The organism is uncultured Xanthomonas sp. (assembly GCF_964278005.1).
Lineage (GTDB): Bacteria > Pseudomonadota > Gammaproteobacteria > Xanthomonadales > Xanthomonadaceae > Xanthomonas_A > Xanthomonas_A sontii.
In genome coordinates this window covers 181,428-196,910 of sequence record NZ_CAXYKF010000009.1, presented here as the reverse complement: position 1 = coordinate 196,910, position 15,483 = coordinate 181,428, and the positions used below count along the sequence as shown (strand labels likewise).

Annotated in this window: 9 protein-coding genes; 3 read left to right on the top strand and 6 right to left on the bottom strand. The window is 70.4% G+C overall.

The genetic code is table 11. The features are described 5' to 3' along the window. Positions 1-212: 212 nt before the first annotated feature. The 3 genes from ACHWVH_RS06520 (at position 213) to ACHWVH_RS06510 (ending at position 4,431) form a co-directional block, all read left to right on the top strand. Positions 213-1,592 carry a glutamine synthetase family protein gene (locus ACHWVH_RS06520; protein WP_295914166.1) on the top strand — a complete coding sequence of 460 codons (1,380 nt, stop codon included), beginning with the start codon at positions 213-215 and terminating at the stop codon, positions 1,590-1,592. A gap of 105 nt (positions 1,593-1,697) precedes the next feature. Further along, the gene (locus tag ACHWVH_RS06515; protein WP_295914162.1) at positions 1,698-3,005 is read left to right on the top strand and encodes an FAD-binding oxidoreductase; all 1,308 of its coding nucleotides are present in this window, start codon (positions 1,698-1,700) and stop codon (positions 3,003-3,005) included. Between the two features lie 88 nt (positions 3,006-3,093). Next, positions 3,094-4,431 carry a diguanylate cyclase gene (locus ACHWVH_RS06510; protein WP_267113888.1) on the top strand — a complete coding sequence of 446 codons (1,338 nt, stop codon included), beginning with the start codon at positions 3,094-3,096 and terminating at the stop codon, positions 4,429-4,431. Here ACHWVH_RS06510 and ACHWVH_RS06505 read toward each other — a convergent pair. The 6 genes from ACHWVH_RS06505 to fdhD all read right to left on the bottom strand — a co-directional run bounded on the left by ACHWVH_RS06505 (position 4,412) and on the right by fdhD (position 15,263). Continuing rightward, positions 4,412-5,692, bottom strand: coding sequence for an MFS transporter (locus tag ACHWVH_RS06505; RefSeq protein ID WP_267083204.1), 1,281 nt, complete (start codon positions 5,690-5,692; stop codon positions 4,412-4,414). The two genes, ACHWVH_RS06510 and ACHWVH_RS06505, sit on opposite strands and share 20 nt — an antisense overlap. Positions 5,693-5,786: 94 nt before the next feature. Continuing rightward, complete coding sequence (locus tag ACHWVH_RS06500) at positions 5,787-6,722, bottom strand: diguanylate cyclase domain-containing protein (RefSeq protein WP_284468623.1); 936 nt, start codon at positions 6,720-6,722, stop codon at positions 5,787-5,789. Continuing rightward, positions 6,719-11,578: a PAS domain S-box protein gene (locus tag ACHWVH_RS06495; protein WP_394686858.1), complete on the bottom strand. Its 4,860-nt coding sequence runs from the start codon at positions 11,576-11,578 to the stop codon at positions 6,719-6,721. The genes ACHWVH_RS06500 and ACHWVH_RS06495 overlap by 4 nt, the downstream gene beginning before the upstream one ends. Before the next feature lie 244 nt (positions 11,579-11,822). After that, entirely contained in the window at positions 11,823-12,089 is a 267-nt protein-coding gene (locus ACHWVH_RS06490; RefSeq protein WP_295927725.1) for a hypothetical protein, read from the bottom strand. After that, complete coding sequence (locus tag ACHWVH_RS06485; protein ID WP_043092400.1) at positions 12,079-14,427, bottom strand: FdhF/YdeP family oxidoreductase; 2,349 nt, start codon at positions 14,425-14,427, stop codon at positions 12,079-12,081. Before ACHWVH_RS06485 ends, ACHWVH_RS06490 begins: the two co-directional genes overlap by 11 nt. Next, positions 14,424-15,263, bottom strand: coding sequence for a formate dehydrogenase accessory sulfurtransferase FdhD (gene fdhD, locus ACHWVH_RS06480; protein ID WP_295927727.1), 840 nt, complete (start codon positions 15,261-15,263; stop codon positions 14,424-14,426). Before fdhD ends, ACHWVH_RS06485 begins: the two co-directional genes overlap by 4 nt. Positions 15,264-15,483 lie beyond the last annotated feature (220 nt).

The window sequence follows — 15,483 nt, the reverse complement described above, 5'->3', positions numbered from 1 at the left end:
ACGACACGCAGTGGGACACGGCGCACAACGCACCTGCAGAGGCGCTGACCGGCCCGCACGATGCCGCAAAATCTCCTCCGCCATGCCGCAAAAGCGCAACACGGCCAGCGTGCCGCGCGAGCGAGCGTCGGCACGTCGCCTCCTGCCGCTGTTGAGTATTCTTGACGCCATGGCGCTCTGCTAAGCTCGAAGCACTCCCGCCGTCCGCCGCGATGACCCGCATGCACGACGCCCCGCTGCTGCCCCCGGACGATGCCCAGACCCTGCAGCGTATCGCCGGCTGCGAGCAGGTCGACCTGCTGCTGCCGGACTGCAACGGGCTGCTGCGCGGCAAGCGCATCGCCCGCGACGCGTTGGACAAGGTCTACCGCGACGGCGTGTGCCTGCCGATGTCGCTGATCGCCACCGACATCACCGGCAATACCGTCGAGGAAACCGGGCTGGGCTACGACATCGGCGACGAGGACCGGCTGTGCTTCCCGGTGCCGGGCAGTCTGCGGCCGGTGCCGTGGGCGCCGGTGCCGTCGGCGCAACTGCTGCTGGCGATGCAGGACGGCGCCGGCGGCGCGCTCGACTTCGCCCCGCGCCAGGTGCTGGCGCAGGTGCTGGCACGCCTGCAGGCACGCGGGCTGACCCCGGTGATCGCGGTGGAGCTGGAGTTCTACCTGTTCGATCCGCACGCCGACGCGCACGGCCGCCCGCAGCCGCCGCTGCACGCCCACAGCGGACTGCGCAACGACAGCACCCAGGTCTATTACATGCAGGAACTGGACGACCAGCGCGGCTTCACCGACGCGGTCGCGCAGGCCTGCCGCGCGCAGGGCATCCCGGCCGATACCGCGGTCGCCGAATACGCGCCGGGCCAGTTCGAGATCAACCTCAAGCACCGCGCCGATGCGCTGGCCGCCTGCGACGATGCGGTGCTGCTCAAGCGCGCGATCAAGGCGATCGCGCAGCAGCAGGGCCTGCTCGCCAGCTTCATGGCCAAGCCGTTCGCCGCGCAATCCGGCAGCGGTCTGCACGTGCACGTGAGCCTGCTCGACGATGGCGGCCACAACGTGTTCGCCTGCACCCCGCAGGTGCCGGCCGCGCCGCTGCGCCATGCCATCGGCGGATTGCAGCACAGCGCCGAGGACTGCCTGCTGCTGTTCGCCCCGCACGCCAACAGCTACCGGCGCTTCGTCGCCAATGCCTTCGTCCCGCTCAACGACAGCTGGGGCTTCAACAACCGCACCGTGGCGATGCGGGTGCCGCACAGCGACCCGGCCAACACCCGCATCGAACACCGCATCGCCGGCGCCGACGCCAACCCCTACCTGGTCGTCGCGGCGGTGCTGGCCGGCATCGAACACGGCCTGGCGCAGGGCCTAGACCCCGGCCCGCCGACCCAGGGCAATGCCTACGCGCAACACGCTGCACGCGAGCCGGACTGGCGCAGCGCGATCGCCCGCTTCCTGGACAGCGACTTCGCCGCCACCGCGTTCGGCACACGTTTCCGGCATATCTATGGTCAGCAGAAACGCCGCGAGCTGCTGGACTTCCAGGCGCAGGTCAGCGATGTGGACTATCGCTGGTATTTGCGCACGGTTTGAAGGCTGGGAATCGGGAATGGTGAATCGGGAATCGAAAGCAGCGAGCGCGAAAGCGTCTGGAGCCCAGGATACGGTGCGCCTGGGCCATCACTGCAGTTCGCCGCCATGACCGGCGCTTCTCCCGTTCCCCATTCCCGAGTCCCCATTCCCGGCGCGTCCTGGTACCTCGACAGCGCCGCACCATTCCCGGAACAGGAACCATTACGAGGCCAGGTGCGCGCCGACGTGTGCATCCTCGGCGCCGGCTATACCGGGCTGAGTGCGGCGCTGGCCCTGGCCGAGGCCGGGTATCGGGTGGTGGTGCTGGAGGCGCAGCGGGTCGGCTGGGGTGCGTCCGGGCGCAACGGCGGCCAGGCCATCGTCGGCTACGGCTGCGAGCAGCACACCCTGGAAGCCCTGCTCGGCCAGGACGATGCGCGGCTGCTGTTCGACTTCTCCCGCGACGGCATGCAGTTGCTGCGTACCCGCATCGCCCGCCATGGCATCGCCTGCGACTGGCGCGACGGGCATGCGCACGTGGCGATCAAGCCGCGGCAGGAACGCGCCTTGCGCGCCGGCATCATCGAGATGGCGCAGCGCTACGACTATCCGCTGCAATGGTGGGACCGCGCGCAGCTGCAGTCGCAGTTGCGCAGCCCACGCTACCTGGGGGCGATGTATGACGCGGCCAGCGGCCACCTGCATCCGCTGGAGTACGCGCGTGGCCTGGCGCGGGCGGCGCTGGCGGCCGGGGTGCGCATTTACGAGCAGACGCCGGTCACGCAACTGGTGCGCGGCGCGCGACCGATCCTGCGCAGCGCGCACGGCGAGGTCGAGGGCGAGTTCGCCATCCTCGCCGGCAATGCCTGGCTGCGCGGCATCGCCCCGGAGCTGGAATCGCGGATCATGCCGGTCGGCACCTACATCGGCGCCAGCGCGCCGCTGGGCGAGGCGCTGGCCCGCGAGCTGATCGGCAACGACATGGCGGTGGCCGACGTCAACTGGGCGCTGGACTACTTCCGCCTCAGCCGCGACCACCGGCTGCTGTTCGGCGGCCGCGCCAGCTATTCGTCGCTGCCGCCGCCCGGCCTGCGCGGGGTGATGACGCGGCGCATGCGCCGGGTGTTCCCGCAACTCCGCCAGGTCGAGATGGACTCGGTGTGGGGCGGCTACGTCGACATCACCCGCAACCGCGCCCCGCACTGGGGCCGGCTGACCCCGAACGTGTACTTCGCGCAGGGCTTCTCCGGCCACGGGGTGGCCGCCACCGGCCTGGCCGGGGCGGTCATCGCCGCGGCGATCGCCGGGCAGGCGCAGCGGCTGGACGTGTTCGCACGGATCCCGCACGCGCCCTTTCCCGGCGGGCGCCTGCTGCGCACGCCGCTGCTGGTGGCGGCGATGTCCTGGTACAAGCTGCGCGACGCGCTCTGGTAGCCAGCGACGCACCCACGCCGCCCTCAAGTTTGCGCGCGCACGGCCGCTAACCGGGTTCCATTCCTGGATTGCCGCCCGCGAGGCATGCATGTCGCACCCGTTGTCGATCGCCCCGATCGCCCCCGACGGCAGCCCCGCACAGCAGCGCATCCTGCTGGTGGAAAACTCGCGCACCTTCACCGACCTGCTGCGCGCGGCGATCGAGCAACGGGTCGAACTGCCGGTCGTGGTGGTCTCCACCCTGGCCGAGGCCGCCGCCGCCCTGGATGACGGCGGTCCCTGGTTCCTGGCGCTGACCGGGCTGGTGCTGGCCGACGGCGACCGCGACACCGTCGTGGACTTCTTCGTCGCGCGCGGGCTGCCCACGGTGGTGGTCAGCGGGGTCTACGACGAGAGCCTGCGCAAGCGCATCCTGACCCAACAGATCATCGACTTCGTCCTGAAGAACGCGCCGGACAGCATCGACTACCTGGCCTGGCTGGTGCAGCGACTGGCGCGCAACCGGTCCATCACCGCGCTGGTGGTGGACGACTCGCCGTCGGCGCGCGCCTACGCCGCCTCCCTGCTGTCGATGTACGGCTACCGCGTGGTCGAGGCCGCCGACGGCGCCGCCGGGCTGCGCGCGATCGAGGCCAATCCGTCCATCCGCCTGGCGGTGGTGGACCAGGAAATGCCGGGCATGGAAGGCGTGGAATTCACCCGCCGGCTGCGCGCATTGCGCGCGCGCGACATGTTGGCGGTGATCGGCCTGTCCGGCAACAACGACCCGTCGCTGGTACCGCGCTTCCTCAAGAACGGCGCCAACGACTTCCTGCGCAAGCCCTTCTCGCGCGAGGAGTTCTTCTGCCGGGTCTCGCAGAACGTGGATCAGCTGGAGCTGATCGGCACCCTGCAGGACCTGGCGACACGCGACTTCCTCACCAGCCTGCCCAACCGCCGGCACTTCCTCGAACAGAGCCAGCGCGTGCTGGCGAAGTGGCTGGCGCGGCAGGAGCCGGTCTGCGTGGCGATGCTCGACATCGACCATTTCAAGCACATCAACGACACCTTCGGCCACGAGGCCGGCGACGAAGCGCTGCGCGCGGTGGCGGCGACCCTGGCCGCGCACGCGCGCCCGCAGGACATGGTGGCGCGCTTCGGCGGCGAGGAATTCTGCATGTTGGTGCCGGGCCTGGCCCCCACCGCGGCCGCCGATTACTTCGAAACCCTGCGCGCGCGCATCGCCGACCTCGCGATTCCGCTGGGCACGCAGACGCTGCGTCTCACCATCAGCATCGGCGTCAGCAGCAGCGGACCGCAGCGGCAGACCCTGCATCCGCTGCTGACCGAGGCCGACAAGTACCTGTACCTGGCCAAGGCCGGCGGCCGCAACCGGGTCGAACACGCGCCGCCGGCGGAGCCGGCGCTCAGCGACGCGGCCGCCTGATCGCCAGCAGGGCCAGCAAGGTCAGCAGCGCCGCCGCGCTGAGGTAGTAGCCCACCCACGGCAGGCCGTAGTGCGTGGCCAGCCACACCGCCACGTACGGCGCCGGCGCCGCGCCGACGATGCCGGCCAGGTTGAACGCCAGCGAGGCGCCGGTGTAGCGCACCGGCACCGGATACAGTTCGGCCAGCAGCGTGCCGCAGGGGCCGTAGGTCAGGCCCATGAAGAAGAACCCCAGCGCCAGGAAGCCCAGCACCTGCCAGGGCTGCCCGGCCTGGAACAGCGGCGCGAAGAACAGCCCGAACGCGACGATGGCCACACTGGCCACCAGCATCGCCGGGCGCGTGCCGCGGCGGTCGCCGTACCAGGCAGACAACGGGATGCCGGCGGCGAAGAACAGGATGCCGACCATCTGCAGCAGCAGGAACTGCTCGCGGCTGTAGTGCAGCGTGGTGGTGCCGTAGCCCAGCGCGAACACCGTCATCAGATAGAACAGCACGAAGGTCGCCAGCACCGCGAACGTGCCCAGCGCCGTCGCGCCGACGTGCTGCGACAGCACCGTCTGCATCGGCAGGCGCACGCGCTCGTTGCGGTCCAGGGCGCGCTGGAAGTCCGGGGTCTCGTGGATGCGCAGGCGCACCCACAGCCCGGTGATCACCAGCAGGGCGCTAGCGACGAACGGAATGCGCCAGCCCCAGCGCAGGAACTGCGCCTCGTCCAGCAGCGCGCCCAGCAGCAAAAAGATGCCCGAACACAGCAGGAAGCCCAGCGGCGCGCCCAGTTGCGGGAACATGCCGTACCAGGCGCGCTTGCCCGGCGGCGCGTTCTCGGTGGCCAGCAGCACCGCCCCGCCCCACTCCCCGCCCAGGCCCAGGCCCTGGCCGAAGCGGCACAGCACCAGCAGCGCCGGCGCCCACAGGCCGATCCGGTCGTAGCCGGGCAGCAGGCCGATCAGCACGGTGGACAGGCCCATGGTCAGCAGCGCCGCGACCAGCGTGGCCTTGCGGCCGATGCGGTCGCCGAAATGGCCGAACAGCGCCGATCCCAGCGGCCGCGCGACGAAGGCCACGGCGAAGGTCGCCAGCGACTGCAACTGCGCCGCATCGGCATCGCCTTCGGGGAAGAACAGCTTGGGGAACACCAGCACCGCGGCGGTGGCGTAGATGTAGAAGTCGAAGAACTCGATGGTGGTGCCGACCAGGCTGGCCAGCAGCACGCGACGCGGCGAGTTGACGGGCGGAACGGGAGACGCGGCAACGGTCATGGAGGCGACATCGACAGGCAATCGGCCGATTCTGGCAGATCGGCGCCGAGGCGACGCGCTTTGTTGCGCAGGCAACGATCGCCGGCGCGGCGCATCACCCCACGCAGGCCCGCGCGCGCCCGCCCTGCTTGGCCAGATACAACTGCGCATCGGCCTGCGCCAGCAGTTGTGCGGGGCTGGCGTCCGCCTGGGGGACCGCCACCGCGCCGCCCAGGCTGATGCTCACGCATGGCCCCACCAGCGAGGCGTCGTGCGCCAGCTGCAGCTCGGCGACCCGCTGCAGCATGCGCTGCGCCACTTCGCGCACGCCATCGGCATCGCTGCCCGGCAGCAACGCCACGAACTCCTCGCCGCCATAGCGGGCGAGCAGATCGTGCGGGCGCAGCACGCAGCCGGCCAGCGCCTGGGCAACGGCGCGCAGGCAGCCATCGCCGAGCTGATGGCCATAGTGATCGTTGTAGCGCTTGAAGTAGTCCACGTCGATCATCAGCGCCCCGCAGGGCTTGCCTTCGCGCAGGCAGGCCTGCCAGTGCGTGGCCAGGGCGTCGTCGAAACGGCGGCGGTTGGCCACCCCGGTCAGCCCATCCAGCAGCGCGACCTCGCGCAACAGGTCGCTCTGCAGTTTCATGATCAGATGGTTCTGCACCCGCGCCCGCACTACCACCGGCTGCACCGGCTTGCTGATGAAATCGGCGCCGCCGGCTTCCAGCGCGGCGACCTCGTCCTCCGGCGCATCCTGCCCGGTGACGAACACCACCGGGATGTCCGCGGTCGCCGGGTCGGCCTTGAGCCGGCGGCAGACCTGCAGTCCGTCCAGCTCCGGCATCATCACGTCCAGCAGCACCAGGTCCGGCGGCTGCTGCTGGCACAAGGCCAGGGCGCGCGCGCCATCCAGCGCCATGCTGACCTCGCAGGCGTCGCGCAGCAGTTCGTGCAGCGCGTGGATGTTGATCGGCTGGTCGTCCACGATCAGCACACGCGGGCGCCGTCCCTGCGGGGCGAGGCGTCGGTAGGCAGCGAAATCGCTCATCGGGAAGCGGTCTCCAACAGGGTGTTCAGGATGACGAGGGCGTCGTCGAAGCGCAGCGTCTGTACCTGCTCGCGCAGCCGCAGCGCGTCGCCTGTCTGGGCGCCGGCGATGGCCGGAGGGGCCTGCTCCAGCAGGGTCAATGCGGCCAGGTCGGAATGGCGCAGCAGCGGCTCCAGCGCGCGCAACCACGGCAACAGGGCGTCTTCGGCCATGGCATCCATGCCGGCAGGTGGCGCGGGCGCGCGCAGCGGCGCGGCCGCGGTGCGCAGCGCCTCCAGATCCTGCGTGGCCGCCGCGCGCAGCGCCGCCAGCGTCGCCGCGACGTCGGGCAGGCGTCCGCCGCGGGCGTCCTGCTCCACCACGGCAGCGGCCTGCGCCAGGGTGGCGGCACCCAGCGTCGCGGCGCTGCCTTTCAAAGCGTGTGCGGCATCGGCACTGGCACCGGCATCGCCCTGCCGCAAGGCCGCCTCGACCCGCTGCAGCAGCGTGCGGTGCTCCTCGGCGAAGGCGTCCAGCATGCGCACGAACAGGCCGGCGTTGTTGCCGAACCGCGCCAGGATCGCATCGAGCGCAGCCGGCGCCGCCGGCTCGGGCGGCGCCGGCTGCGGGGCCACCGATGCCGGCGCGGCGGTGCGGCCACTCAGGCGCAGCAGCGCCTCCACCATCTGTTCCAGATCGATCGGCTTGCCGATATGCGCATCCATGCCCGCCGCCAGACAGGCGTCGACGTCGTCCTGCGCCGCATTGGCGGTCATCGCCAGGATCGGCAATCGCGCGAAACGCGCGTCGGCACGGATGCGCCGGGTCGCCTCCAGGCCATCCACGCGCGGCATCTGCATGTCCATCACCACCACGTCGAAGACCTGGCCGCTGTCGCGCACGCACTGAACGCCGGACAGGCCGTCCTCGGCCAGCGCCACCTGCGCGCCCTCGGCGCACAGCAATTCCTCGGCCACCTGCCGGTTCAGCGCATTGTCCTCGACCACCAGCACGCGCAGCCCGGGCAGACGCGCCGCGCGCTGCGACACCGGCACTGGCGCAGCGATCCTGGCACCCCCGCTCCAGGCCCGCTCAAGAGCTTCGATCACCTGGCACGGCGTCACCGGCTTGACCAGGTGATCGGCGAACGGCGGCGACACGTGGCGCTGCGTCTGGCCCAGCAGTTCGCTCTGGTAGGCGGTCAGCATCAGTACCAACGGCGGCGCGGCGCACATCGCGCGCAGTTGCGCCGCCGCGGTGACGCCGTCGATGCCGGGCAGGCGCCAATCCATCAACACGGCGTCGAAGCGTGCGCCCTCGCGCTCGGCCGCGATCGCGCGCGCCACCGCGTCCTCACCGCTGGCGACGCCCTCCACCTGCCAGCCGCAGGCGCCCAGCGCGTCGGTCAGTACCTCGCGCACCAGCGCACTGTCGTCGACCACCAGCACATGCCGCGGGCGCGCGCAGCCGCATCCAGCCGCCGCCTCGCCGTTGGCATCCAGCATCAGCGGCAGATCGAACCAGAACCGGCTGCCCTCGCCGAGCACGCTGTGCACCTGCAGCTCGCCGCCCATCATGCCGATCAGGCGCCGGCTGATCACCAGGCCCAGGCCGCTGCCGCCGAAGCGGCGGCTGATCGAGGCCTCGGCCTGGGTGAAGCTGTGGAAGATGCGCTGTTGCTGCTCGGCACTGATGCCGATGCCGGTGTCCTCCACGATCATCCGCAGGGTCACCGCCTGCGCCTGCCGCTGCAGCAGTTCAACGCGCAAGCGCACATGCCCGTGCTCGGTGAACTTGAGCGCGTTGCCGGCCAGGTTGATCAGCACCTGCTGCAGGCGCAGCGCATCGCCGATCACGCGATCGGGGATACCGCGGTCGAGCTGGTACACGATCTCCACTTCCGGCCGCTGATGATTGCCGGCCAGCACCACCGCCAGGTCGCGCAGCAACTCCTCGATGCGGAACGGATGCAGGTCCAGCTGCAGCTTGCCGGCCTCGATCTTGGAGTAGTCGAGGATGTCGTTGAGCAGGCTCAGCAGCGACTTGCCGGCCTTCTGCGCCTTGCCCACGTAATCGTCCTGGCGCGCATCCAGCGCGGTGCGCTGCAGCAGTTGCAACATGCCCAGCACAGCATTCATCGGCGTGCGGATCTCGTGGCTCATGTTGGCCAGGAACGAGGATTTGGCCTGGCTGGCCTCGTCCGCGCGCGCCTTGGCCTGGCGCAGGTCCTGCTCGGCCTGCAGTTGCGCGCTGATGTCGCGGTTGATGCCGATGACCCGGGTGACCCGGCCCTGCGCATCGCGTTCGGTGTGTGCGCCGGCCTGGATATGCCGCAGGCCGCCGTCGCTGCACTGCACCCGGAACACCGGGTCGTAGACCGTCCCCCGCTCCATCGCAGCCTGCAGGCTGGCCTCGGATATGGCGATATCGTCCGGGTGCACCTTCACCCGCCAATCGGAATAACGCAAGCCGCGTTCGCGCAAAGCCGCGGGCCACTCGTACAGGTCGTACATGCGCTCGTTGCATTCCAGCGCGTCGTCGCCCGGGGTCCAGGTCCAGATGCCGAGTTCGGCGGCATCGGCGGCCATCGCCAGCTGGTCGTGCGCGCGGGTCAGCGCCTGCCGCTGGCGATTGCGCTCGGTGATGTCGGCGATGACACCGACCACCAGGTATTCGCCGTCCATCCACATACTGCCGAGGCTGATCTCGATCGCGAACGCATCGCCGTTCTTGCGCAGCGCCTGCAGTTCGTGGGCGCTGTCGACGCGTTCCGGCCACGTGCCCGTCGGCGGCACGTCGGCCGCCATCGCCGCGTGCAGGCTGGAGGCCGCCTCGGGCATCAGCCGGCTCACGTCCTCACCGACGATCTCCTCGGCGCCGTACCCGAATACGCGCTCGCCGGCGCGATTGACCGAGCGCACCTTGCCGCGCGCATCGAAGGTCATGATGGGATTGACCGCCGTGTCCAGGATCGCCTGGGTCAGGGCCATGCTGCGCGCCAGCGAGCGCTCGGCGGCCTGACGTTCGCTGATGTCCAGGGCGATGCCCAGGTAGCCGGAGAGTTCGCCCTGTGCGGTGCGGATCGCCGTGACCACCAGGCTCACCTGGCGGGTCGTGCCGTCGCGGCGCACATACGTCCACTCGCAGATGTCGGCGCCATCGCGCTCGGTCTTTTCCACGAATACGCGGAAGCCTTCCACCGGATACCCGAGTTCGGCGGCCAGCATCGCGCCGCGGGCGGCCACCTCTTCGGCCCGATGGAACGCAGCGGGAGTCAGCGTGCCGACCACGTCCTCGCGGCGGTAGCCGAGCAGGCGCTCGGCGCCGGTGTTGAACAGGGTGATGGTGCCGTCGCGGTCGGTGGCGATGATCGCCACTTCCGAGGCGGCGCTCAGCACGCCTTCGAGCATCGCGGTGCTGCGACTCAACTCGGCGGTCCGCGCCGCCACCTGACTTTCCAGGGTGGCGTTCAGGGCCAGGATCTGCGCACGTACCGCCTTCTGCTCGGAGATGTCGCGCACCGTCTTGGACGCGCCGATCGGCCGGCCTTGGGCGTTGTAGATCGGCGAGACGCTGACCAGCACGTCGATCATGCGTCCATCGGCATGCCGGCGCACGGTCTCGAAGTACGGCACGTCCTCGCCGCGCCCGATCCGCCGCAGTACCGACTCCTCCTCGTGCATCAGTTCCGGCGGCACGATCAGCTCGCCCAGGCGCCGGCCCACCGCCTCGGCCTCGCTGAAACCGAACAGTTGTTCGGCAGCGCGGTTCCAGCTGGTGACCACGCCCTCCAGGGTCTTGCCGATGATGCCGTCGGCCGAGCTCTGCACCACCGCGACTAGGTTCGCCTGGTCGCGGGCGATCTGCCGGCGCCGCAGGTGATTGCTGCACAGCGCGAACGCCAGCGCCGACGCCAGCACGCTGAGCAGCGCGCCACCCAGCACCGCGGCGTGCACCGACCAGCGCGCGCTGGCGGCGACGAAGGCCGGGCTGGCGACCATGTCCATCCGCCAGTGCCGTCCCATCACGTCGCGTCGCAACTCGGCACGCGGCGCCTGCGCGAGCGTGGCCTGCGGCACATTGCGATAGAACGGCGTCGCGCCAGCATCCGCGTTCTCGTCGCTCAGCGTCAGTTCGATCCGCTGCGGATCCAGATCCAGCGCCTGCATCACCTGCGGCATCAGCAGCGGCGCGTAGGTCCAGCCCCGCAGCTCGCGTAGGCGTTGCGCCGCCGTTGGCGGCGTGGTGGCGCTGCGGTAGACCGGCAGCAACAACAGGAACGACTGCGCATGTTGCGCGCCGGCCTGCACCAGCGTGATCGGCCCGGTCAAACGCGATTCGCCGCTCAGCGCCGCCGCCATGGCCGCGCCACGGCGCGACGACTCCGAGGCGATGTCCAGGCCCAGCGCCGCGGCGTTGCTGTCCACCGGCTCGATGTACTGGATGACGAAGCGGTCGCCACTGTGCGGCGCCAATTGCCGGATGTCGAAATCCTTGCTCCCCAGCGCGCGTTCGTTGGCGACGAAACGTTCCTGCTCGGCCGCCGCGACACGGCGGATGAAGCCGAAGCCGCGCGCGCCGGGAAACTCGCGGCGCAGATCACGGCTCTGGCTGTAGCGCAGCACTTGATCGCGGTGCAATTCGTCGCCGGCGGTGACGATCATGCCGCGCATGCCGCGCAAGCCGTGGTCGTAGTTGGACAACAGCTCTTCGATGCGGTCGAAGGCGACGTGGGCTTTCGCGTCCAGTTGCGCTTGCGTGTGCCGCGCGTTGGCCCGTTGCAGTTGCAGCGCCACCGCGGTGGTGAGCGCCGCGCCGATCAGCAGCGTCGCCAGCGACCAATAGAACGGACTGCGCTTGAACAACAACCTGGACATCCTCAGGCCCCTCCCCGGAGCGCCGTGTCGGTGGATCGGGCCCTGCACGCGTTGTCGCAGTGCCAGTGTCCTGCCCTGGCGAACACGACGCGACACCCGCGATGCGTGATCGCCTCATCGGCATGGTGGAAGCAAACTTGACCGCCTGCGGCGCGGACACGGCGAAAAAATGCGCCGTGCGCTGGCAGGCTCGGTGCATCCCGTGGTGCGCATCACAGGGCCGGCCCGACGGCCATCGCCCGACTCAGGACGAGACAGCACCCGCCGCCTGCGCAGCGGCTCGGCCTGCCTCGGCAAGCACCGCGATCTCGCGTTCGCCGCGGCGCTCCACCCGCACCCAGCCCGGTCCCGGCTGCCCGGCGAGTTCGGCATCGCCCAGCCAGGCCAGCGTGCGCAACAGCACGCTCATGCGCACGTCCAGGCGCTTGCACACGCGCGCCAGCGCCATGCCGTCCGGCGCCTCGGCCAGCAATCGCAACAGACGCGCGGTCAGCAGCGGATCAGCGGACAAGCGCCACACCGATGTCGCGCGGGGCGGCCGCGGCGGCGTCGGCCAGATGCGCGGTGACCACCACCGGAATCGACTTGGAGGTCGGCGTGCGCGCCTCGTCGGCGAAGCTGGACAAGGGCACCAGCGCATTGGTCTCCGGGTAGTAGGCCGCCAGGCAGCCGCGCGGGATGTTGTACTCGACCAGCAGGAAGCGCTTGGCCTGGCGCGGCACGCCGTCCTCGCAGAGACTGTGCAGGTCCACCCAGTCGCCGGCGCGCATGCCCAGGTCGGCGATGTCGGCCGCGTTGATGAACAGCACCCGGCGCTCGCCGAACACGCCGCGGTAGCGGTCGTCCAGGCCGTAGATGGTGGTGTTGTACTGGTCGTGCGAGCGCGTGGTCGCCAGGGTGAACACCAGTTGCCCGGGGTGCTGACGGCGCGCGCGGTGGATCGGATTGTCGGTGGGCACCGCATGCACCTTGAACACCGCGCGGCCCTCCGGCGTGTCCCATTCGCGGTCGCGCGCGCCGTTGGACAGGCGGAAGCCACCCGGCACCCGCACCCGCGCGTTGAAGTCGGCGAAGTCGTCGAACATCTGCCCGATCAGGTCGCGGATGCGGTCGTAGTCGGCCACCAGCCAGCGCCAGCGTATCGCGCTGCGCGCCCCCAGCGTGGCCTCGGCCAGCCTCGCCACGATCGCCGGCTCGGACAGCAACTGCGGCGAGGCCGGCGGATTGATGCCGCCGGACAGGTGCACCATGCTCATCGAATCCTCGACGCTGACGTGCTGCGGCCCGCCCTCCTGGATGTCGATCTCGGTGCGGCCCAGGCACGGCAGGATCAGCGCGTCGCGGCCGTGCACCAGGTGGCTGCGGTTGAGCTTGGTGGTGACGTGCACGGTAAGATCGCAGCGGCGCAGCGCACGATGGGTCGCGTCGGTATCGGGGGTGGCGGTGGCGAAATTGCCGCCCATGGCGAAGAACACCTTGGCGCGGCCGTCGGCCATCGCCTCGATCGCACCGACCGTGTCGTAACCGGGCGCGCGCGGCGGGGCGAAGCCGAACACCGCCTGCAGCCGGTCCAGGAACGCTTCCGGCGGCTTCTCGTAGATCATCATCGTGCGGTCGCCCTGCACGTTGCTGTGGCCGCGCACCGGGCAGGCGCCGGCGCCGGGACGGCCGAGATGGCCGCGCAGCAGGAGCAGGTTGGCGATCATCTGGATGGTCGCCACCGAATGCTTGTGCTGGGTGATGCCCATGCCCCAGCAGGCGATCAGCCGCTCGGCCTTGAGGTAGATCTCGCCGGCCTTGCGCAGTTCGGCCTCGCTCAGCCCGGACTCCTCGACGATGGTGTCCCACGGCTCGGCCGCGACCTCGGCGGCGAAGGCCTCGAAGCCGACGGTATGGCCGGCGATGAACTCCAGGTCCAGCAGCCGCGGCTGGCCACTGCTGGCCGCCTCGGCGTCGCGCTCCAGCACATGTTTGATGATGCCCTTCACCGCCGCCAGATCGCCGCCGATCTTGAGCTGGAAGTAGTCCGAGGAGATGCGCGTAGAACCGTTGTGCAGCATCTGCAGCTTGTCCTGCGGATCGGCGAACTTCTCCAGGCCGCGTTCGCGCAGCGGATTGAACGAGACGATCGCCGCGCCGCGCTTGGCCGCCTGGCGCAGTTCGCCGAGCATGCGCGGGTGGTTGGTGCCGGGGTTCTGGCCGAAGATGAAGATCGCATCGGCCAGTTCGAAATCCTGCAGCGACACGGTGCCCTTGCCGACCCCGATCTGCGCCTTGAGCGCGGTGCCGGACGGCTCGTGACACATGTTGGAGCAGTCCGGGAAGTTGTTGGTGCCGAACTCGCGCACGAACAGCTGGTAGAGGAACGCGGCCTCGTTGCTGGTGCGGCCGGAGGTATAGAAGATCGCCTCGTTCGGCGAGGCCAGGCCATTGAGGTGCCGGGCGATCAGCGCGAACGCGTCGTCCCAGTCGATCGGCACGTAGTGGTCGGTGTCGGCGTCGTAGCGCAGCGGCTGGGTCAGCCGGCCCTGCCCTTCCAGCCAGTAGTCGCTGTAGCGGGCCAGTTGCGCGACGCTGTGCTGGGCGAACAGCTCGGGGGTGGCGCGGCGTGCGGTGGATTCGGCGGCCACCGCCTTGGCGCCGTTCTCGCAGAACTCGAAGGTGGAGGTGTGGTCGCGGTCGGGCCAGGCGCAGCCGGGGCAGTCGAAGCCGTCGGGCTGGTTGACGTGCAGCAGGGTCTTGGCGCCCTGCACCGCCACGTCCTGCTCCATCAGGTGCTTGGCCACCGCGCGCAACGCCCCCCAACCGCCGGCCGGTTGCGTGTAGGGCTGGATGGTCTTCTTGCTCATGCGGGCTCTCCGGCGGGTTCTGTGTGCGCTAGGCGCTGCGGATGGCTGTAGACGACGTAATCGTGATCGCGGGCGAAGCCGATCAGGGTGAGGCCGGCGCTGTCGGCGAGCGCGATGGCCAGCGCGGTGGGCGCGGAAATGGCGGCCAGCAACGGGATGCCGGCCTGCGTGGCCTTCATCGCCATTTCGTAGCTGGCACGGCTGGTGACCACCGCGAAGCCGGCGCCCGGGTCGAGGCCGGCGCCGGCCAGCGCGCCGATCAGCTTGTCCAGCGCGTTGTGGCGGCCGACGTCCTCGCGGATCAGCTGCAGCTCGCCCTGCGCATCGGCCCAGGCCGCGGCATGGGTCGCGCCGGTGAGCGCGTTGAGGGTCTGCTGCGCGCGCAGCGCGCGAAGGGCCTGGGCCAGCGCCGCGGGCGCGATCGGGGTGCCGGCCGGCACCGGCCGCGGCGCGCGCAACACCGCCTCCAGCGATTCGCTGCCGCACACGCCGCAGCCGCTGCGCCCGTCCAGGTTGCGGCGCCGCGCCTGTAAGGCCGCCGCCTGCGTCGGCGGAATCTGCAGGCGCAGCGACACGCCTTCCAGATACGTTTCCACCGCCTCGATGCGCAACTGCGCCGGCGCCTCGACGATGCCCTCGCTGAGCGAGAAGCCCAGCGCGAAATCCTCCAGGTCTTCCGGCGTGGCCATCATCACCACGAACGGCGTGTCGTTGTAGGCGAACGCCACCGGCACCTCGGCCGCGACCAGGTCCTGGGCGACGGCCGTGCGCCCGTCGCGGTGGCGACGCACGCCGCGCGCGACCGCACCTGGCCTGGATGACGCACCCGAATACATCGCGACCCTCCGGACTCAGTGGAACAGCACGAACGCATTCTGCCGTGCGACGGGGATGCCGGGGCACTCCCGTCGCTCGGCCGGACCAGCGGCAGCGGTGGCCGCCGTCGGCGACCGTGCCGCACGCCGGAAGGCCTTCCGCGGCTGCCGCCTCCCCGCGTCAGCCCACGACCAGCTTCATGCGGGCGCCGATCGGACACGCCTTGCTACCTGCCAAGGA